The organism is Streptomyces sp. NPDC051064 (genome assembly GCF_044455985.1).
Lineage (GTDB): Bacteria > Actinomycetota > Actinomycetes > Streptomycetales > Streptomycetaceae > Streptomyces.
Map to the genome: position 1 here is coordinate 484,894 of NZ_JBITFK010000006.1, position 19,254 is coordinate 504,147.

Annotated in this window: 15 protein-coding genes and 3 pseudogenes; 12 read left to right on the plus strand and 6 right to left on the minus strand. The window is 70.3% G+C overall.

Features of this window, described 5'->3' with window-relative positions; all coding sequences use genetic code 11:
• The first annotated feature begins 11 nt into the window (after positions 1 to 11).
• Positions 12 to 1,463 carry a lipase maturation factor family protein gene (locus ACIBCU_RS23795; RefSeq protein WP_362938411.1) on the plus strand — a complete coding sequence of 484 codons (1,452 nt, stop codon included), beginning with the start codon at positions 12 to 14 and terminating at the stop codon, positions 1,461 to 1,463.
• A gap of 80 nt (positions 1,464 to 1,543) precedes the next feature.
• Here ACIBCU_RS23795 and ACIBCU_RS23800 read toward each other — a convergent pair whose 3' ends face one another.
• The 3 genes from ACIBCU_RS23800 to ACIBCU_RS23810 form a co-directional block, all read right to left on the minus strand.
• Positions 1,544 to 1,717 (minus strand): hypothetical protein, encoded by a 174-nt coding sequence (locus tag ACIBCU_RS23800; RefSeq protein ID WP_362939725.1) that lies wholly within the window; start codon positions 1,715 to 1,717, stop codon positions 1,544 to 1,546.
• Positions 1,718 to 2,093: 376 nt separating this feature from the next.
• Positions 2,094 to 3,584, minus strand: coding sequence for an SDR family NAD(P)-dependent oxidoreductase (locus tag ACIBCU_RS23805; RefSeq protein WP_362939636.1), 1,491 nt, complete (start codon positions 3,582 to 3,584; stop codon positions 2,094 to 2,096).
• 132 nt (positions 3,585 to 3,716) lie between these two features.
• Entirely contained in the window at positions 3,717 to 5,192 is a 1,476-nt protein-coding gene (locus ACIBCU_RS23810; RefSeq protein ID WP_362939639.1) for an MFS transporter, read from the minus strand.
• Positions 5,193 to 5,419: 227 nt separating this feature from the next.
• On the opposite strand from ACIBCU_RS23810, the gene ACIBCU_RS23815 reads away from it, so the two are divergent.
• The 6 genes from ACIBCU_RS23815 (at position 5,420) to ACIBCU_RS23840 (ending at position 11,681) form a co-directional block, all read left to right on the plus strand.
• Positions 5,420 to 6,316 (plus strand): RNA polymerase sigma factor SigF, encoded by an 897-nt coding sequence (locus ACIBCU_RS23815; RefSeq protein WP_362939642.1) that lies wholly within the window; start codon positions 5,420 to 5,422, stop codon positions 6,314 to 6,316.
• 165 nt (positions 6,317 to 6,481) lie between these two features.
• On the plus strand, positions 6,482 to 7,690 hold the full coding sequence (locus tag ACIBCU_RS23820; protein WP_399233925.1) for a PP2C family protein-serine/threonine phosphatase: 1,209 nt from the start codon (positions 6,482 to 6,484) through the stop codon (positions 7,688 to 7,690).
• Positions 7,687 to 9,312, plus strand: coding sequence for an ATP-binding protein (locus ACIBCU_RS23825; RefSeq protein WP_399233740.1), 1,626 nt, complete (start codon positions 7,687 to 7,689; stop codon positions 9,310 to 9,312). The genes ACIBCU_RS23820 and ACIBCU_RS23825 overlap by 4 nt, the downstream gene beginning before the upstream one ends.
• The gene (locus ACIBCU_RS23830) at positions 9,309 to 9,752 is read left to right on the plus strand and encodes a response regulator (protein ID WP_362939650.1); all 444 of its coding nucleotides are present in this window, start codon (positions 9,309 to 9,311) and stop codon (positions 9,750 to 9,752) included. The genes ACIBCU_RS23825 and ACIBCU_RS23830 overlap by 4 nt, the downstream gene beginning before the upstream one ends.
• 98 nt (positions 9,753 to 9,850) lie before the next feature.
• Entirely contained in the window at positions 9,851 to 10,306 is a 456-nt protein-coding gene (locus ACIBCU_RS23835) for an ATP-binding protein (protein WP_356714606.1), read from the plus strand.
• Between the two features lie 244 nt (positions 10,307 to 10,550).
• A complete protein-coding gene (locus tag ACIBCU_RS23840) occupies positions 10,551 to 11,681 on the plus strand; it encodes a DMT family transporter (protein ID WP_362939652.1) in 1,131 nt (376 codons plus the stop codon).
• Here ACIBCU_RS23840 and ACIBCU_RS23845 read toward each other — a convergent pair.
• On the minus strand, positions 11,651 to 12,934 hold the full coding sequence (locus ACIBCU_RS23845) for a transglycosylase family protein (protein ID WP_399233744.1): 1,284 nt from the start codon (positions 12,932 to 12,934) through the stop codon (positions 11,651 to 11,653). The two genes, ACIBCU_RS23840 and ACIBCU_RS23845, sit on opposite strands and share 31 nt — an antisense overlap.
• Before the next feature lie 177 nt (positions 12,935 to 13,111).
• Between ACIBCU_RS23845 and ACIBCU_RS23850 the strand changes: the two are divergent.
• A pseudogene (locus ACIBCU_RS23850) lies at positions 13,112 to 13,299 on the plus strand (LacI family transcriptional regulator); the annotation flags it as partial.
• A 229-nt stretch (positions 13,300 to 13,528) separates the two neighbouring features.
• Here the strand turns inward: ACIBCU_RS23850 and ACIBCU_RS23855 are convergent.
• Entirely contained in the window at positions 13,529 to 14,860 is a 1,332-nt protein-coding gene (locus tag ACIBCU_RS23855; protein ID WP_362939657.1) for an ROK family transcriptional regulator, read from the minus strand.
• A gap of 143 nt (positions 14,861 to 15,003) precedes the next feature.
• Between ACIBCU_RS23855 and ACIBCU_RS23860 the strand changes: the two genes are divergently transcribed.
• The 4 genes and pseudogenes from ACIBCU_RS23860 (at position 15,004) to ACIBCU_RS23875 (ending at position 17,703) form a co-directional block, all read left to right on the plus strand.
• Positions 15,004 to 16,317, plus strand: a complete 1,314-nt coding sequence (locus ACIBCU_RS23860; protein ID WP_399233747.1) for an ABC transporter substrate-binding protein — start codon at positions 15,004 to 15,006, stop codon at positions 16,315 to 16,317.
• A 10-nt stretch (positions 16,318 to 16,327) separates the two neighbouring features.
• Positions 16,328 to 16,669: pseudogene (locus ACIBCU_RS23865) on the plus strand (sugar ABC transporter permease); the annotation flags it as partial.
• Positions 16,670 to 16,680: 11 nt separating this feature from the next.
• Positions 16,681 to 17,190: pseudogene (locus ACIBCU_RS23870) on the plus strand (family 1 glycosylhydrolase); the annotation flags it as partial.
• Positions 17,191 to 17,322: 132 nt separating this feature from the next.
• The gene (locus ACIBCU_RS23875) at positions 17,323 to 17,703 is read left to right on the plus strand and encodes a hypothetical protein (protein ID WP_362939662.1); all 381 of its coding nucleotides are present in this window, start codon (positions 17,323 to 17,325) and stop codon (positions 17,701 to 17,703) included.
• Positions 17,704 to 18,353: 650 nt separating this feature from the next.
• Here the strand turns inward: ACIBCU_RS23875 and ACIBCU_RS23880 are convergent.
• Positions 18,354 to 19,211, minus strand: coding sequence for an MBL fold metallo-hydrolase (locus ACIBCU_RS23880; protein ID WP_362939664.1), 858 nt, complete (start codon positions 19,209 to 19,211; stop codon positions 18,354 to 18,356).
• Positions 19,212 to 19,254 lie beyond the last annotated feature (43 nt).

The following is a 19,254-nucleotide window of genomic DNA, read 5'->3' on the forward strand; positions in this document are numbered from 1 at the left end:
TACTGGAAGCGATGGAATGGTTCACCGCAGACGGCTACTGGCTGAGCAGGCTGATCTTCCAGCGGGCGCTCGCCGGCGTCTACCTCGTCGCGTTCGTCGCCGCGGCGCTCCAGTTCCGGGCGCTGATCGGCTCCCGCGGCATGCTCCCGGTGCCCGACCTGCTGCGGCACACCTCGTGGCGGGCCGCGCCCGGTCTGTTCCGGCTGCACTACTCCGACCGCTTCTTCGCCCTGGTCGCCTGGGCGGGCGCCGCGGTGTCGCTCGCCCTCCTGGCCGGCCTGGACGCGTACCTCCCGCTGGGCGCGGCGATGGCCCTGTGGGCCGTGCCGTGGGTGCTGTACCTGTCGATCGTCCAGGTCGGCCAGGTCTGGTACGGCTTCGGCTGGGAATCGCTTCTGCTGGAGACGGGCTTCCTCGCCGTGTTCCTCGGCAACGACTCCACGGCGGCCCCGGTGCTGGTGCTGTGGCTGCTGCGCTGGCTGCTCTTCCGGGTGGAATTCGGCGCAGGGCTCATCAAGATGCGGGGGGACGAGTGCTGGCGGCGGCTGACCTGTCTGGACTTCCACCATGAGACCCAGCCGATGCCCGGACCGCTGAGCTGGTTCTTCCACCATCTCCCGAAGCCCGCGCACCGGGTGGAGACCGCGGCGAACCATGTCACCCAGCTCGTGGTGCCCTTCCTGCTCTTCACCCCCCAGCCCGTGGCGAGCGCCGCGGCGGGGCTGATGGTGCTGACCCAGCTGTGGCTGGTGCTGTCGGGGAACTTCGCCTGGCTGAACTGGCTGACGATCGTCCTCGCCCTCGCGGCGGTCGACTGGTCGCTGATCGCCGGTCCGCCCCCCGCACAGCCGGAATCGCCCCTCTGGTACGAGGTGGCGGTCATCCTCGTCACCGCCCTCGTCCTGGTCCTCAGCTACCGTCCGGCGCGCAATCTGCTCTCCCGCCGGCAGGCGATGAACCGCTCCTTCGACCCACTGCACCTGGTCAACACCTACGGAGCCTTCGGGAGCATCAGCCGGATCCGGCTCGAGGTGGTGGTCGAGGGCACCGACGAGCCGGTGATCCACGAGGGGACACGCTGGCTGGAGTACGGCTTCCGGGGCAAGCCTGGCGATCCGCGCCGGCTGCCACGCCAGTTCGCTCCGTACCATCTGCGGCTGGACTGGATGATGTGGTTCGCGGCGCTCTCCCCCGCCTACGCCCGCTCCTGGTTCGGTCCGTTCGTCGAACGGCTGCTGCGCGGCGACCGGGACACCCTGCGACTGCTGGGCCACAACCCGTTCCCCGACGGCCCGCCGGCCCATATCCGGGCCAGGGTCTTCCACTACCGGTTCACGGACCGGCAGGAGCTGCGGGCCACCGGATGCTGGTGGGAGCGGAGCTATGTACGGGACTTCATGAGACCGGTGGCCCGGCCCGTTCCGCTCCGGCCGGGCGGACCCGGCCCCGGGCCCCGCCGGTGACAGCGGCGCCTCATGCTTCTGCCCCCGTCCGGGGACGGGGGCAGAAGCATGAGGCGCTGCTCGAAGAGGGCCGGACGCGGTCAGTCGATGCCGGGCAGGATGTGCGGCTCGGCCAGATCGTCCTCGTAGCCGGCCAGCCTGATCGGTGCCGACCTTGCCCACACCTCGATGTTCCGGAGCTTCTCGGGCCGGCGTGCCCGCTCTCCGGTCAGTTCGGACGGGCGCGTCTCGGTCTTCGTCATGTCAGGTGTCACCGCGGACTCCTTTGTGTCGCGTAACCCCGGGACGGTGGCGACGCTGCGGCTGTGAGAACCGTGTCGACCGCCCTGTGCGGGGCAGGGGCAGAAACAGTTCGGTCGCGGTGGCGCCGGTACGGGGTGGGACGGCGGCCTGCTTACAGACCTGTCCCAGGACGGCCGAGGAAGCTTCGTGGATCCCTTGGTGGCGTCCGTTCACCCCAGACTAACCAAATGAGCGCCATCGCGCTCGACAGAACGTGTGGCCTGGGTCACTTTCAGCCAACAGAACGGCGGCGGTCCCGCAGTCCGCGGGGCCGCCGCCGTGCCACCTGTCATCGCAGGTGACGGGAGGTACTGGAGAGACCGGAGGTATGGAGCCGACTGAGGGTGATCACCAGCCCGCGGGGGCGTAATCCTTCAGGAAGCAGCCGTACAGCTCCTCGCCCTCCTCACCGCGCACGATCGGGTCGTAGACCCGCGCGGCGCCGTCGACGAGGTCCAGAGGGGCGTGAAAACCCTCCTCCGCGAGGCGGATCTTGTCGGGGTGCGGCCGCTCGTCCGTGATCCAGCCGGTGTCGACGGCCGTCATGAGGATGTGGTCCTTCTCGAACATCTCCTGGGCGCTGGTGCGGGTCAGCATGTTCAACGCGGCCTTGGCCATGTTGGTGTGCGGGTGTCCCGCACCCTTGTACCCGCGGCCGAACACGCCCTCCATCGCGGAGACGTTGACCACGTAGGCGCGCTTCGCCTCGGTCCTGGCCATCGCGGGCCGGAGCCTGCTGATCAGGATGAAGGGCGCCGTGGAGTTGCAGAGCTGGACCTCGAGGAGCTCGATCGGCTCGACCTCCTCGACGGTCTGGATCCAGCTGTTCGTGTCGTGCAGGTCAGGGACCAGGCCCCCCGCGTCGATCGCGGTGCCCGCGGCGATGCGGGCCGGCGAGGCGGATCCGGTGACCAGCGCCAGGTCGGTGACGTCCTGGGCGCTGAGCCCCTGGCCCTCCTTGCGGGCGGCCGGCAGCGCGGCCACCCGGTCGACGGTGCCGCTGCCGAAGGTCCCGATGACCTCGGCGGCCGGCAGTTCGCCCGCGGGCAGCGGTGCGGATTCCGCGCTCAGCAGCTCGCTGTAGGCCTGCGGGGAGCGGCGGACCGTCTGTGCGGCGTTGTTGATCAGGATGTCGAGCGGCCCCTCGGCGGCGACCGAGTCGGCGAGCGCGACGACCTGAGCCGGGTCGCGCAGGTCGATGCCGACGATCTTCAGACGGTGGATCCACTCGTCGCTGTCCGGCATCGCCTTGAAGCGGCGGATGGCGTCGTTGGGGAAGCGCGTGGTGATGGTGGTGTGGGCGCCGTCCCGCAGGAGCCGAAGCGCGATGTACATGCCGATCTTGGCACGGCCACCGGTGAGCAGGGCCCGACGGCCGGTGAGGTCGGTGCGCGCGTCCCGCCGGCTGCGGTTCTCCTTCGCGCACTGCTGGCAGAGCTGGTGGTAGAAGGCGTCCACCTCGACGTACCGGGTCTTGCAGATGTAGCAGGACCTGGGGCGCTGGAGTATGCCCGCGATCTCGGCGGTGGCCGAGGAGGACGGGAGGACGCCCTGCGTCTCGTCGTCGATGCGCTCGGCCGAGCCGGTCGCCGTGGCCTCGGTGACGGCCTTGTCGTGCGCGGTCTTGGCTGCGCGGCGCTCCTGGCGGCGGCGCTGCTTCACGGTGCGGTAGATGCCCGCGGTGGCCCGGCGCACGGCGATGGCGTCGGGGTGGTCGACCTCGATGGTGTTCAGCTCGTCGAGCACGCTCAGGCAGACGGCCAGCCGCTCCGGGTCGATACCGGGACCGAGCTCGTCGATACCGGGAGCGAACTCCTGGCTGTCCTCTGTCACCGTCATTGCCGTTCCTCTGTCACTCGTCACTCATGCCGTTGTCGGGCTTCGGTGGGGAGTGGTCCGGCCGGGAGCCGGCGAGGGCAGGCGCGCACGGGCGGAATGCCCCGGTCAAGTCTGCCATGAGTCGGGCGTTGCTCAGGTCGGTCCGGCGGCCTGCCCGGCTTCGGCGGAGAGCGGGGTCGCGATGGATTCGAGGGACTTCCGCTCGGCCGCCACCGCGAAGAAGTACGCGACGACACCCGCGGCCACCATGAGGGCGGCTCCGATGCAGAACGCCAGGACGGTCTCGCCGACCACGCCGCTCGCAGTCAGGTCCGCGAAGACCAGCGGGCCGGTAATGCCTCCTGCGGCGGTACCCACGGCGTAGAAGAACGCGATCGCCATCGCCCGGGTCTCCATCGGGAAGATCTCGCTGACCGTCAGATAGGCGGAGCTGGCGCCGGCGGAGGCGACGAAGAGGACGAGGCACCAGCAGCCGGTCATGGTGACGGCCGTCAGCAGGCCGGAGCCGAACAGCCATGCGGTGCCGAAGAGCAGCAGGCCGGAGAGGATGTACGTCCCCGCGATCATCGGCTTCCGTCCCACCGTGTCGAAAAGACGGCCGAGGAGGAGCGGTCCCAGGAAGTTGCAGAAGGCGATGACGGCGAAGTAGTACCCGGTGACACCGCTGGAGACATCGAAGAATTTCACGAGGATCGAGCCGAAGCCGAAGGTGATGGCGTTGTAGAGGAACGCCTGTCCGATGAAGAGGGCGAGCCCGAGAACGGCCCGTTTGGGATACGAGCGGAAGACGGTCCGGGCGATCAGGCCGAATCCGATGCTCTTGCGCTGCCGCACGGTGATGGGCGGCTCGGCCTGGGGAAGAGAGCTCCCGGTCTCCGCCTCCACCTCCCGCTCCACGCCGTCGACCAGCCGCTCCGCCTCGTCGTCGCGCCCGTGGATGAACATCCAGCGCGGGCTCTCCGGCACATGACGGCGCACCAGCAGGATGACCAGTCCGAGGACCACGCCCAGCGCGAAGGTGAGCCGCCAGCCGATGTCCTTCGGGAAGATGTCGGTGTTCAGCGCGAGCACGGAGAGGAGGGAGCCGGCCACGGCCCCGAGCCAGAAGCTGCCGTTGATGATGAGGTCGACGCGCCCCCTGTACTTGCTGGGGATCAGCTCGTCGATGGCCGAGTTGATCGCCGCGTACTCGCCGCCGATCCCGAAGCCCGTCAGAAAGCGGAAGAGGAAGAACCACCAAGCCGAGAAGGAGATGGCCGTGAGCGCGGTGGCCGCCAGATAGACGGCGAGGGTGATCAGGAAGAGTTTCTTGCGCCCGAAGCGGTCGGTGAGCCATCCGAAGACCAACGCGCCGGAGCAGGCACCCGCCACGTACAGCGCGGCGGCGATGCCGGTCACCTGGGCGTCGGTGATGGCCAGTCCACTGCCGTCCTCGGACAGCCGGCTGGCGATGTTGCCGACGACCGTGACCTCGAGTCCGTCCAGGATCCAGACCGTTCCCAGGCCGATCACGATCATCCAGTGCCAACGCGACCACGGAAGCCGGTCCAGCCGCGCCGGGATCCGTGTCGTGACAGTGGGTCCGCCTGCCGTGCGGGTGTCGCTCATGAGACCTCCTCAGCTTCCGGAAGCACAGGTGCCCGGAACGAGGCGTGACTCACACATCGACCGTGAACACGAACAAGAAGCAGCCACGCGGTCACGGGTCGTTACATCTGGCGGCTCCATCCGGCCCGTTCACATCTTTCCGGAAGATCTTCGGCACTCGGTGGCATTACTTCCGGATCTCGGGGCATGCGCCCGACACTGCACCGGACACCAGGGAGGGCGACACGATGACGGCCATGTCAGTGCGAACCACCGAAGCGATCGGCAGCGCGGCCACGCGATGTGACGAGGCGGGTGCGGTTTCCGACGCGGCTGCGCTTCCGTGGATCGAGGACGCGGGCAAGGTGGCGCCTCAGGACGCCCGGGCCATGTCGAAGCTCTTCTTCGACCGCCTCCAGGTCCTCGAGGAGGGGACCCACGAATACCAGTACGCCCGCAACACCCTGATCGAGATGAATCTCTCCCTGGTGCGCTTCGCCGCATCGCGTTTCCGCAACCGGGGCGGTGACGACACCGAGGACATCATCCAGGTGGGGACGATCGGTCTGATCAAGGCGATCGACCGGTTCGACCTGTCGCGCGAGGTCGAGTTCGCGACCTTCGCGGTGCCGTACATCGTCGGTGAGATCAAGCGGTTCTTCCGCGATACGACCTGGTCCGTGCATGTGCCGCGACGGCTGCAGGAGCTGCGGGTCGAGCTGGCCAAGGCCAAGGAGCAGTTGTCGGCGAAGCTCGACCGCGACCCGACGGTCGCGGAGCTCGCCGCACACCTCGATCTCCCCGAGGAGGAGATCATCGAGGGTCTGGTCGCGGCCAACGGCTACTCGGCGGGCTCGCTGGACACCCCCAACGCCGACAGCGAGTCGGGCAGCGACCAGCGCGCCTACGCCGACCTTCTGGGGGACGACGACCCGGGGATGGAGAGCGTCGAGAATCTGCACACCCTGGCTCCGCTGCTGCGGCAGCTGGACGACCGGGAGCGCAGGATCGTCCGCATGCGCTTCGGTCAGGAGATGACGCAGGCGCAGATCGGCGCCGAGCTCGGCGTGTCCCAGATGCATGTGTCACGCCTGCTCAGCAGGATCGTCCAGCGGCTGCGCGAGGGCATGAGCGTGGAGGCCTGACGCACGTACGCACGGATTGACTGAGGCCCGGCCGAGTGCCGGGCCTCAGTCACATATGCTTCCCTGCGGATACGGCCGTGACTGTCCGTGCCGTCCGTCGATAGGGGGTGGAGCGTGGCCGACTCGTCGCTGGACACCTCTGCGCGCGTGCATCAGCCTGATGTGATCCCGCAGCAGCACAGCGCACCGGCCGGTGCCGACACGTCCGTCTGGGACGTCGACGGTGTCCTGCTCCTGGTCGAGGACGACTCCGGGGACGCGCTCCTGGTCGAGGAGATGCTCACCGACAGCGAGCTGGAGGCCCCGCTCACGTGGTGCAAGACGCTGGCCGAGGCGCGGCGGTTCCTGCTGGACTGCCGTACGTCGGTCTGTGTCCTGCTGGATCTGCACCTGCCCGATGTGAACGGCCTCGACGCCGTCCGTCAGCTCGTCGAGTCCGCCCCTGACGCGGCGGTCATCGTGCTGACGGGCCTGGACGAGTCGGACACGGGCCTCTCCGCGGTGGCGCAGGGCGCCCAGGATTATCTCGTCAAGGGCCGGATCGATCCCGAGATGCTGGGCCGCGCGGTCCGTTACGCCCTCCAGCGCAAGCACGCCGAGCGCTCGGCGGCAGCGATGCGGACCAGCCGTCTGATCGCCCAGGAGAACGCCCGGCTGGAGCGCGCGCTGCTGCCCATCCCGCTGCTGCTGGACGACAGCTTCCAGGTCGCCGCCCGTTACGAGGCGGGGCGCGCCCACGGGCTGCTGAGCGGCGACTTCTACGACGTGGTGCAGACCGCGGACGGCGTGGTGCACGCGGTGATCGGCGATGTCTCGGGGCACGGTGCCGCGGAGGCCGCCCTGGGGGTCTGTCTGCGGGTCGCCTGGCGTACCGCGGTGCTGACCGGTGTCTCGCAGCCGGAGAAGATCGGTCTGCTGGAAGGGATACTCGTCGCCGAGCGATCCGATCCCCATGTGTTCGCCACCCTGACCTCGCTCGTGTTCCCGCCGAGCCGGGACAGGGTGTACATCGCGCGCGCCGGGCATCCCGGGCTGCTGATGCGGAGCGGCACGGAGGTCTCCTGGGTGGAGCCCGACCCGGGCATGGCCCTCGGGCTGCTGCCCGGTGCGGGCCGCTGGACGATCACGGAGCTCGAGCTCGCCCCCGGCAGCGAGCTCGTCCTGTTCACCGACGGCCTGTTCGAAGGACGCACGGGGCCCAAGTCCCGGCTGGGCGAGGACGGGCTGCTGGCCATGGCCGGCAAGTACGGCGCGCTCGAACCCCGCGCCTTCGTCGACGCGCTGGTCGCCGAGGCGACCGAAGGCGCGTCTCCGTACGGCGGGCTGGCCGACGACGTCGCCGTCCTGCACCTGGGCTGGAAGGCGGACGCATGAGCTCGGAGGAACCAGGGGCCGGCACGACCGGCCCGATATCCCGGCTGTCGGTGCAGAACTGGGTCCATCTGATCCTGGCCGGCTTCGTGCTGGTGGTCTGCGGTTGCCTCGTCGTGGGCGGGCTCGTCCTCTCCCGCATCTCCGACCGGACCACCGATCTGGTGGACCGCATCCAGCCCGCCCGCTCCGCGTCGTTCCAGCTGCAGAACTCGCTCCTCGACCAGGAGACCGGGGTGCGCGGCTTCGCGCTCACCGGGGACGCCTCCTTCCTGGACCCCTACGAGACGGGCGTGCGGGCCGAGCGGGAGCGGCTGGCCCGGGTGCGCTCGCTCATGGGGGACGAACAGCCGTACGCCGAGGACCTGAACCGGCTCGAGCGGGCCGCCCAGCAGTGGCGGACCGTTCGGGCGGAGCCGCTGATCGCAGCGGTGCGGGCGAACGGGCCCGCCGGTGAGTCCTCGGCACCGATCCTGCGGAGCAAGGCGGAGTTCGACGCCTTGCGCGGTCTGTACGCCACCCAGCAGAGCCACCTGGACGACGCGCGTGACACGGCCCGCGCCGAGCTGGGTGACGCGCGCACCACCCGCGACCGGGTGCTCATCGCCCTGGTGATCGGCTTCGTGCTGGCCGTCGTGTCGCTGAGCATGCTGTTGCGCCGCGTGGTCGGCCGGCCCCTGGCCGAGCTGACCGCCGCGTCGGACAAGGTACGGTCAGGCGCCTTCACCGGCAGGATCGAGGTCCGCGGCCCGTCGGACGTCAGGGCGGTGGCCGCGGCGGCCGAGGAGATGCGTCGGCGCCTGGCCGCCGATCTGGCCGAGTCCAAGGAGCGGGAGACCCTGCTGGACGAGCAGACCACGGAGCTGCGCCGGTCCAATTCCGAACTGGAACAGTTCGCCTACGTGGCTTCGCACGACCTCCAGGAACCGCTGCGGAAGGTGGCCTCCTTCTGCCAGCTGCTGGAGAAGCGGTACAGCTCGGAGCTGGACGAACGCGGCCGGCAGTACATCGACTTCGCAGTCGACGGGGCCAAGCGGATGCAGGTGCTCATCAACGACCTGCTGACCTTCTCCCGGGTGGGCCGGGTGCAGCAGAGCTGGAAGCCCGTGGACCTCGACGCGGCCCTGGACCGGGCCCTGTCCAATCTCACCCTGGCCGTCGAGGAGTCCGGAGCCGTCCTCGAACGCGAGAACCCGCTGCCGGAGCTGCTGGGTGACCCGACCTCGCTCACCATGGTGTGGCAGAACCTCGTCGGGAACGCGGTCAAGTTCCGTCGGCGGGACGTGCCGTGCCGAATCACGGTCACGTGTGTCCGGGAGGGCGACGACTGGCATCTGACGGTCGCGGACAACGGCATCGGCATCCCGCCGGAATTCGCGGACAAGGTGTTCGTCATCTTCCAGCGGCTGCACGCCCGCGACGAGTACGAGGGGACCGGCATCGGGCTCTCCCTCTGCCGCAAGATCATCGAATTCCACGGTGGCCGGATCTGGCTGGACCCGGAGCCCGCCGAGGGCACACTGATCCACTTCACCCTGCCCGTCCTGCCTGAGGCACCCACGCACACCACGGCGGAGCTGCTCGCCCCCGCCCCGCTCACCCCCCGGTCGGGAGACCCGCTGTGAACGACGCCGACAAGCCCATCGAAGTCCTCCTCGTCGAGGACGACCCGGGTGATGAACTGATGACCCGTGAGGCGTTCGAGGACAACAAGATCCGCAACACCCTCCATGTGGTCCGCGACGGACAGGAGGCGCTGGACTTCCTCTACCGTCAGGGTGAGCACAGTGACGCCCCGCGCCCGGACCTGGTCCTTCTCGACCTGAATCTGCCCAAGTACGACGGCCGGCAGGTGCTCGAGCAGATCAAGACCGACCCGGAACTGGCGCTGATCCCGGTCGTGGTCCTCACCACGTCCTCGGCCGAGGAGGACATCCTCCGCAGCTACAAACTGCATGCGAACGCCTATGTCACCAAGCCGGTCGACCTGGAGCAGTTCATCGGGGCGGTACGCCAGATCGACGACTTCTTCGTGAGCGTGGTCCGGCTGCCCCGGCGCGCGTAAGATCTGCAGGGATCTCCCGGAGTGGGATCTCTCGACGCGGGTAGACGAACGGCGAGAAGAGGTCCACGACCTCCCCTGCGGCGCCTTGGCTGGAGCACATGAACGAACAGGCCACCTCACGGCCGGACGACCCCTTCCAGGGGTCACCGTCCACGGAGGTTCTGCTCACCGCCGAGGTGTTCGACGGCGAACCCGGGTGCATCGCGCAGGCCCGGGCGCTCGCCGACCGTTTCCTGGCACGGCTCGTGGCGGAGTGGCTCGCGGTCCTCGGTGAGCACACCCGCAGTGATCTGATGCTGGCGGTCAGCGAGCTCATCACCAACGCGGACCGCTACAGCCACGGTCCGTATCTGCTGGAGCTGGAGGGCGACGCGCGGCGCATCAGCGTCACGGTGTACGACAGCAGCACGGCGCTCCCGGTGCTCTACTCCCCCGACCCGGCCCGTCTCGGCGGTCATGGCATGGAGATCGTGGTCGCACTCTGCGACCGGGTCACGGCGGAGCGGGTGCCCGTCGGCAAACGCATCCGTGCCGAGTTCATGCTCAGCACCTGAGCGGGCTCGACGACGACACGGCCCCCGGTCCGGCAACGACGGAAGATTCGGCGCGTTCCGGACACACGGTGCGGTGGTACGAAAGCATGGCGTCACCTCCCCGGTGAACTTCTGAGCCCTCGGGCAAGCAGGACTACCGTCAGGAGGAGGACCCTGGAGGGATGGACGTACTACCGGAGCAGTACGCCGAATCGCCGCCTCAGGAACGACGACGCGGCGGCTCCGACGGGACATCGTGGTGTACATGAGTTCCCTCGCGCTTTCCGTGCTGCTGTCACTGGTCTCCGCGGTCGCCTACGCGGCCGGGGCGATCGTCCAGGAGCGCGTGGCCGCGGCCGGTGGCAGCCGCTCGTACGCACCCCTGCGCAACGGCACCTGGTGGGTGGCTGTGGCGCTCAACGGTGTGGGAGCGGTGCTGCACGTCGTGGCCCTGGCGTACGGGCCGCTCAGCCTCGTACAGCCCCTCGGCGCCCTGACGATCGTGTTCGCGCTGCCGATGGCGGCGGTCTTCGTCCACCGCAGGGCGGGACGGACGGCCTGGCGCGGCGCCCTGATGGCCACGGTCGGTCTCGCCGGCCTCCTGGCCCTCACGGGGAGCGCCGGGTCCCACACGCTGGCCGGGTCTGAGCAGCTGATGCTCGCGGCCGGGACGTCCGGTGCCGTGGTGGTCCTCCTGGTCCTCGCCAAGGGGCTGCACCGGCCGATGCTGCGCAGCGTGGTGCTGGCCGTCGGGGCCGGTGTCGCCTTCGGCATGGCGTCGGTGTTCACCAAGACCGTGGCCGTGGAGTGGACCTCCGGCTCGGTGACGTCCGGGCTGCCGACGCTGCTGGCGATCGCGGGGCTCGCAGCCGCGGGGCTGCTGCTCTCCCAGGCCGCGTACCGGGGTGCCGGGCTGACGGCGCCGCTGGCGACGGTCACCGTGGTCAACCCGGTCGTGGCGGCCGCCGTGGGCATCACGATGTTCGGGGAGCAGTTCCGTTACGGCATGACGGGCACCCTGCTCGCCCTCGGCTGCGGTGCGCTGGCGGCGGCGGGTCTGGTGCTGCTGACCACGGAGCGGGTGGGAGCTGAGCGGCGTACGGCGGATCGGGAGGAGTCCGGGGAGCGTACGCCGGAAGGCGGCGACGCCCCGGACGTGCCTCATACGGTCGTGCTGCCGGAACCGGCGAAGCCCGCGACTACGCAGGGGGCGGCGGTACTGCCGGACCCTTTCCCGGCCCCGACGGCGCTCTCCCTCCCGCTGACACTGCCGTTGGACCACGGCGGCGGGCGCGTGGAGTTCGGCGGCCGGCCGGCCGCCGGCTCTGCTCGCCGAGGTGACTTAGAGAGCCGGACGGGGACCGTTCAGACGCTGACGCCGCCGGCCCTGAGGTAGGCCAGGGGGTCGATGTCGGATCCGTAGCCGGGGCCGGTGCGGATCTCGAAGTGCAGGTGCGGGCCGGTGCTGTTGCCGGTGGATCCCGATCGGGCGATCCGCTGGCCGCTGCCGACCTGCTGGCCCTCGCGCACGTGGAGCGAGGAGAGGTGGGCGTACTGGCTGTACTTGCCGTCGCTGTGCCGGATGACGATCTCGTAGCCGTACGCGCCTGCCCAGCCGGCCGAGACGACCTTCCCGGAGGCTACGGCCTTCACGGAGGTGCCGGTGGACACCGGGAAGTCGACGCCCGTGTGGTAGCCACTGGACCATGAACCGGCCTGGCGGTACGGCGTTCCGGTGCGGGCGGACACGGGGGCGGTGAGGGCGGACCGTGGCTTGGACGCCTTCTTCTCGGGCTGGGCCGCGGGCTTCGCCGCCGGCTTGGGCCGGGCCTTCTCCGTGGCCTTGGGGGCGGCGGCCCGGGGCGCCGCCTTCTCTGCGGCCTTGGGGGCCGTCTGCTGCTTCGGGGCGGTCTTCTGCTGCTCCGGAGCCGCATTCTGCTTCGGTGCGGCTGCCGGGGGCGCCCCTGCCACGTCGAGGCTCAGCCGCTGCCCGGGGAGGATGAGGTCGGGATCGGCGCCCACCACGGTGCGGTTGGCCGCGTACAGCCGCTGCCAGCCGCCCTGGACCCGCTCGGCGGACGCGATGCCGGAGAGGGAGTCACCGCGCGCGACGGTGTACGACTCGCGCTGACCGGGCACGGCGGTGGGCGACGCCTTCGCCGCGGTGTCGGCGGCCTTCTTCGCGGGGCCGGACTCCTGCGCTCCGTCCTGCCCGGCCGACTCGACTGCGATCTGGCGCTGCGACTGCGGGACGATGTCGGGTGCGTCGCCGCCCTGCTTCAGGCCGGCCCGTACGGAACACGTCGGCCAGGCTCCCGGCCCCTGCCCTCCGAGCACCTTCTCGGCGACGGCTATCTGCTGGTCCTTGGTCGCCAGATCGGCCCGCTCGGCGTAGGCGCTGCCCCCGTACGCCGCCCAGGTGGACCGGGTGAACTGGAGGCCCCCGTAGTAGCCGTTACCCGTGTTGATGTGCCAGTTGCCGGTCGACTCGCAGGCGGCGACCTTCTCCCACACATCGGTCGAGGCGGCCCCGGCCGAGGCAGCCGTGAGGAGCGGGAGCGCGATTCCCGCGCCTCCCGCCGTCACCGTGAGCGAGGCACGGTTGATCCGGCTGGGCTGGTATCTGCGGTGCCGTCCGTTCGCGGCCATGATCAGGCTCCCCCACTGCAGTAGGACACGTCGCAAGCGGCCAACTTATGGGCATACAAAGGGCGGTGACAAGTGAACAGTTGCCGCTCGCCGCCCGCGCACCCCGGCGCCACCACCCCGAGGGCCGGGGCCCTCCCGCCGTCCGACCTCTCCCGCAACCATGGGAGAGCGCTCTATCGCGGGATGCGCCCGGCGCTGATGTTCGCCGAGACTTCGCGGGCCCGGGACGAGGTGGTGGCGTATCTGCGGCAGTGCAGCGCCGAAATATGCCGGCGCGCGGCTGCCGCCGGATCGCCACCATCAGCGGGCCGCTGGACGTCCCCGCGGGACAGGAGAGGCTCGCGGGCTTCCGGGACGCGATGGCGCATCAGGTGCAGGTCCGCCCCCCACGCGTCCAGGACGGCGCCGTGCCCGGCCCGCCGGGCCGCCAGGAGCGAGGCCGGCGGTCGAGCGCGAAGAGCGTCTCCAGCAGGAACCGGATGCGCGCCCGCACCGTCTGCGGCGGCACTCGGCCGCCACCCGGAGGTTCAACGCACGGGCGGACTCACCGCCGTGCCGGGCGGGAGGGGACCCGTCGGCGGAGTGGGGCACGGGTCAGCCCGCCACGGTCCGGCGGCGGCCCGTCGCCGCCCGGTCCGGGGCCGGTGTGGCGTCCCGGAGGGGCTGGGGCGCAGGACGGGTACCGCCGCGTGCCAGGAAGTCGGACAGGGGCAGGGTCGCCGCGCCCACCGTGACCGCGTCCGGGCCCAGGTGGCCCAGGTCGATCGTGGTGCGGGCGACCGCGTGCTCGAGGGCGTACTCCTGGGCGTACCGGCGGATCTCCGGGAGCAGATGGGGGCCGATGAGCAGGCCCGCCCACCCGCCGAGCAGGATGCGTTCGGGCAGGAAGAGGTTGACCAGGTCGGCCAGGGCGGCGCCGAGGCACTCGGCCGTCTCGTCCAGGATCGAGACCGCCACCGGGTCAGGGGCAGCGCCCCCGCGACCCGGGTAGGCGGCCGCCAGCAGTGCGGCGAGGGCGGTCTCGTCGTCGGCGTCCGGGGGCAGCGGGCCGCCCGCCTCCTGCCAGCGCTCCCGCATGGCCTCCGCACCGGCGTACGCCTCCAGGCAGCCTATGGAGCCGCAGCGGCAGCGGCGGCCGCGCAGCTGCACCGTGGTGTGGCCCCACTCCAGGGCCGCGTTCGAGAGGTCCTCGTCGAGGATGTCACCCCGGTTGACGCTCGCGCCCACCCCGGAGCCGATCAGGGCGACAGCGGCCGCGCCCGCGCCTCTGCCGCCGCCGAACCACATCTCGGCCTGCCCCAGCGTCTTCGCGCCGTTGTCGATGAAGAACGGCACCTCGGGCGGCACGTTCACGGCCTCACGGAGCAGCCGCTCGAAGGGGACGGCGCTCCATCCGATGGTCTGACCGTGCACGACCGCTCCCGGGCCGCCCGCGGCCTCCGGGGCGTCGCGTTCGATGATCCCGGGCACCCCGACGCCGATGCCGAGCAGCATGCGGGGGTCGGCGCCCGCGTCGCGCAGGACATCGGCCACGCCCGACCGGACGTGGCCGACGATGCGCTCGACGTCGTATCCGTGCTGCGCCAGCAGGCGGTCGGTGCGGGCGAGTTCCGTCAGTGAGAGATCGAAGAGCTCGACGCGCACCCGGGTCTCCCCGATGTCGATGCCCACGAACAGTCCTCCGCCCGGGGCGGTCCGCAGCAGGGTGCGGGGGCGCCCGCCGTCGGAGTCGACGATGCCCGCCTCCTCCAGGAGCCCTTCGGAGGCCAGCTCGGCGACCACGTTGCTGATGGATCCCGAACTGAGCCCGGTCGCGGGCCCCAGCTCCTGACGGCTCAGCGGGCCGTCGAAATACAACCGTTGCAAGACCCGCGCCCGATTCCCCCTTCGCAGGTCACGCACGGTCCGTCTGCTGCGCTCAGCCATGTTGCTCCCTTCGCCCCGGCAACATACCCCGGCCCTGGCTCTTGACGCGCACTTTCTTCACCTCTTAAATCACACCTTAAATTAAGACCGGAAGGGTCGTTCGGATCCCGAACCGCACCCTCCCCGGAAAGGGGCCACCTTTCATGCGTCACCTCAGAGCCGCAGCAGCCGTCACCCTCGCCATATCCGTCGCCGCCGGAGTCACCGGCTGCGGAGGCGGGACCACTTCGGGCGGCGGCAGCAACGAGTCGCCGAAGACCTTGACGTACTGGGCGTCCAACCAGGGGCCGAACATCGAGGCCGACAAGAAGATCCTCACTCCCGAGCTGAGGAAGTTCGAGAAGGAGACCGGGATCAAGGTGAAGCTGGAGGTCGTCCCCTGGGCCGACCTGCTGAACCGCATCCTCGCCGCCACCACGTCGGGTCAGGGCCCGGACGTGCTGAACATCGGCAACACCTGGTCGGCGTCGCTGCAGGCCACCGGCGCCCTGCTCCCCTGGGACGACAAGAACTTCGAGGCGATCGGCGGCCGGGACCGCTTCATCGACTCGGCGGTCGCCTCCGCCGGCAAGGAGGGCGAGCCTCCCGCCGCGGTGCCGCTCTACTCCCTGTCGTACGCCCTCTACTACAACAAGAAGATGTTCGCCGACGCGGGCATCACGACGCCGCCGGCCACCTGGGACCAGCTCGTCGAGGACGGGAAGAAGCTCTCCAAGGACGGCAAGTGGACCCTCGACGCCGAGGGTTCCAACCTGTCCAACAACATCCACCAGACGTTCGTCCTGGGGCAGCAGCACGGCGCGGACTTCTTCGACAAGGAGGGCAAGGCGGACTTCACCTCGGACGGCGCCGTCGCCGCCGTGAAGCAGTACGTCGATTTCATGGCGAAGGACAAGATCATCGCTCCGGGCAACGCGGAGTACGCCCAGAACCAGTCGTTGACGGACTTCGCCAAGGGCCGGACGGCCATGATCCTGTGGCAGGCCGCCGCCACCACCTTCGCCGCCCAGGGCATGAAGCCGGAGGACTGGGGTGCGACCCCCGTCCCCGTGCCGTCCGGTGCGCCGGGCGCGGGCAAGCAGACCAACTCCATGGTGGCCGGCATCAACATGGCGGTGTTCAAGAACACCAAGAACATCGACGGCGCGAAGAAGTTCGTGAAGTTCATGAGGAGCGACGCGGAACAGAAGATCCTCTGCAAGACCTACGGCTCGATCCCGCCGGTCAAGGCCGCCCAGTCGGACCCCGCCTTCGCCGCCCCGGAGCTGAAGGTCCTGCGCGACACCCTCGCCACCAGTGCCGCCCCGCTCCCCCGGGTGCCGAACGAGTCGCAGTTCGAGACGGCCGTGGGCACCGCGGTCAAGGAGCTGTTCGCGGACGCCGCGGCCGGCACCCCCGTCACCACCGAATCAGTCAAGGCGCGCCTCGAAAAGGCCCAGCAGACGATGCAGCAGTGAGGCTCTGTCCATGACCGCCACCGTGACCACCGACCCCGGAGTCGACAAGTCGACCAGTGGTACGAGCCGGGGCAGCGGGGGTGCGCGGCGCCGGATGCCGCGCATCCCCGACCGGATCCGCCGCGGCGGACTGCCCTACCTCCTGCTCCTCCCGGCCGTCCTGCTCGAACTCCTCATCCATCTGATCCCGATGATCTTCGGCATCGTGATGAGCTTTCGCCAGCTCACCCAGTTCTTCATCAACAACTGGGGTGCGGCGCCCTGGACGGGCCTGGACAACTACAAGATCGCCGTCGACTTCGACGCGCCGATCGGTGAGGCCCTGCTCCAGTCCTTCTTCGTCATCTGTGTCGCCTCGTCCGCGCGGCGCCGCTGGACTGGATCGGGCTGAACTACTACTTCCGCCAGAACGTCACCGATGACGCGCACGGCCCGGTCCCCCACGCCCGGCAGGTACGACTGCCCGGCGCCCGGGAGACCGCCATGGACTGGGAGGTCCACTCCGAGGGCCTTGAGCAGTTGCTGCTGCGCCTCACCGAGGAGTACGGCGCCCGCCGGATCTACGTCACCGAGAACGGCTCGGCCTACCGTGACGTCGTCCGGCCCGACGGCTCGGTGCACGACCCGGAGCGCACGCTATCTAGAGGAGCACCTCCCCGCGTGCGCCCGCGCGGTACACAAGGGCGCACCGCTGGCCGGCTACTTCGCCTGGTCGCTCCTGGACAACTTCGAGTGGGCCTACGGCTACGACAAGCGCTTCGGCCTGGTCCACGTCGACCACGCGACCCAGCGCCGCCCGTCAAGAGCAGCGGGCGGCGCTATGCGGAGCTGATCCGCGAGCTCTCGGGCGACAGGCCTCGCGAGGCGGCCTGAGCCCGTTCCCCGGGCGACGGCCCGGGCCCCCGGTCCGGCAGCCCCACCTGCCGGTGTCCGGGGGGCATCCGCCGTTCGGCACACCACCGGAGGGCGATCGGACGTGAGAGGTCAGGCGCATATGCTCACCGTATGGAGCAGAGCGAAGTCCTCAAGCGAGTGATCGGCATCCTCACGGAGGCGGGCGAGATGCAGCGCCACGCCGATGAGGAGACGGGCGGTGGCGACCCCGCCGCGGGCGAGAACATGGTGACGACCCTTCTCAACGAGACGATGCCGCACATCGCCATCCCCTCCGACGCCACCGTCGAGGAGATGGCCGCCCTGGTGGGCCGCGAGGTCGGCGGCGCCGTCGAACAGCTGGTAGGAGCGTTCACGCTGGCCTTCATCGCGCTCGCCCAGATCCACGACTCCGGACAGGAGGACGTGACCTCTGCCGACGTGCTGCAGGATCTGGCCCTGCGGGCCGAGGAACTGAGCTCGGGCGACGAGGGCCCGGAGGGCTCTCCCTGACGGTGAGGGTGTGCGACGGGGCCGATGCGACCGTCCCACGATCGGCTCGTTTGCCGGGGTGACGGTTCTCTGCCCACGGCTCGGGAGGCCCCCACCCCCATGCCGCTCCATCCCCCACCTCTTCGCATCCCCGGTACCGGCGCGCGCCCCGGTGTGAAGGAGGCCGAGGCGGCGCTCGTCGAGCACTACCCGCGCCTCGTGCGCCTGGCCCACCTCATGCTGCCACCGGGCCTCGGCCGGCACCGCAGGGTGCTCGCGGCGCACGCCGCGGTACAACGCGCCCTGTACGGCAAGGCGCTCCCCGCCCCGGGGCCGGGCACGGCAGGCATGCCCGGCCCGCGCTGCGCCGGCCGCACGGCGACGGCCCGGACACGCACGCCTACGCCGGGGTCCGCCTGCGGGTGGTGCGTTCCGCGCTGGCGTACGGGCGGAGGCCCCGCTGGTGGCCGGGCCGGGTGCCCGCACCGGCGGCTCTCCGCCCCTCGGCGGGATGGCCGCGTTGTCTCGTCAGGCCCAGTCCGAATGCGATGCCGAGTAGCACGAGGTCTCGGCATCCGTGACGGAGTAGGAGCGGCGCGGGTGATGCCCGGGCTGCCGATCGGCACGACTGCCGATGCGCACCGGCGATCACCCGCTCCTGGGCAGCCCGGTCATGTGGTCCCGGTGGCCCCGGGAAACAGCGGGACCGTTCGGGCCGTCGGCCCACCATCATCCACGTAGCGGGCGAACTCCCACGGGTCATGCGCCGAGAAGACCTCGACCTGGTCGCCGTGCTCACGGATCAGCTCACGCAGACGGGCCTGGGTCCCCAGCCGCAGATCGGGCGCCACCTGCGAAAGGGTCTGAACGGTGTCGAGCACGGGGTGCACTTCCTTCTGGGCACCCAGTTCGCGGTGGTAGTAGTAGGCGTCGCCGCAGTGGAGAAGCCAGCGTTCGCCGTACTGCACGGCGACGCCGGTGTGTCCCTCGGTGTGACCGCCGAGTGGGACGAGCTTGATCTCGTGCGGCAGCCCCTTCGCCTGCAATGCGGTGAAGCCGTACCACTGCTCATCGGAATCGGGGCCGTAGGGAACCCAGCGAGGTTCGTGGGCCCAGTGGGCCGGCCGGTAGCGGAAGCTGGGCGACTGGGCGCGCGCCGCGGTCAGTTCCGAGGCGAGCAGATGGACGTGGGCATCGGGGAAGTCGGGGAGGCCGCCGCTGTGGTCCACGTCCAGGTGGGTGACGATGATGTGGCGGACGTCGGACGGGGCGTAACCCAGCCGGGCGATCTGCCGGACGGCCGTCTCTGCCTCGTCGAGCGCGGGCTGGGCCATGGCGACCCAGTCGTCGCCGAGCGTGCCCGCCGGGTCCCGGACGTCACCGAGGCCCAGCCCCGTCTCGATCAGGACCAGGCCGTTGGCGTCGGTCTCCACCAGCAGGCAGTGGTTGACGGCGGGCGCGGGCTGCGGGCCCTCGTAGGTCGCTTCGATCGTGCGGACCGAGCCGCAGTTCAAGTGATGAATCTTCATATCGCCTAGACTGCGACTTGAAGCACGCTTCAAGTCAAGGAGC

Bases quoted from the DNA above. Each gene is read 5' to 3' on its own strand.
- ACIBCU_RS23795 (WP_362938411.1), top strand. From the start codon at position 12: ATGGAATGGTTCACCGCAGACGGCTACTGGCTGAGCAGGCTGATCTTC.
- ACIBCU_RS23805 (WP_362939636.1), bottom strand. From the start codon at position 3,584: ATGACGGTGACAGAGGACAGCCAGGAGTTCGCTCCCGGTATCGACGAG.
- ACIBCU_RS23810 (WP_362939639.1), bottom strand. From the start codon at position 5,192: ATGAGCGACACCCGCACGGCAGGCGGACCCACTGTCACGACACGGATC.
- ACIBCU_RS23815 (WP_362939642.1), top strand. From the start codon at position 5,420: ATGACGGCCATGTCAGTGCGAACCACCGAAGCGATCGGCAGCGCGGCC.
- ACIBCU_RS23825 (WP_399233740.1), top strand. From the start codon at position 7,687: ATGAGCTCGGAGGAACCAGGGGCCGGCACGACCGGCCCGATATCCCGG.
- ACIBCU_RS23835 (WP_356714606.1), top strand. From the start codon at position 9,851: ATGAACGAACAGGCCACCTCACGGCCGGACGACCCCTTCCAGGGGTCA.
- ACIBCU_RS23840 (WP_362939652.1), top strand. From the start codon at position 10,551: ATGAGTTCCCTCGCGCTTTCCGTGCTGCTGTCACTGGTCTCCGCGGTC.
- ACIBCU_RS23845 (WP_399233744.1), bottom strand. From the start codon at position 12,934: ATGGCCGCGAACGGACGGCACCGCAGATACCAGCCCAGCCGGATCAAC.
- ACIBCU_RS23855 (WP_362939657.1), bottom strand. From the start codon at position 14,860: ATGGCTGAGCGCAGCAGACGGACCGTGCGTGACCTGCGAAGGGGGAAT.
- ACIBCU_RS23860 (WP_399233747.1), top strand. From the start codon at position 15,004: ATGCGTCACCTCAGAGCCGCAGCAGCCGTCACCCTCGCCATATCCGTC.
- ACIBCU_RS23875 (WP_362939662.1), top strand. From the start codon at position 17,323: ATGGAGCAGAGCGAAGTCCTCAAGCGAGTGATCGGCATCCTCACGGAG.
- ACIBCU_RS23880 (WP_362939664.1), bottom strand. From the start codon at position 19,211: ATGAAGATTCATCACTTGAACTGCGGCTCGGTCCGCACGATCGAAGCG.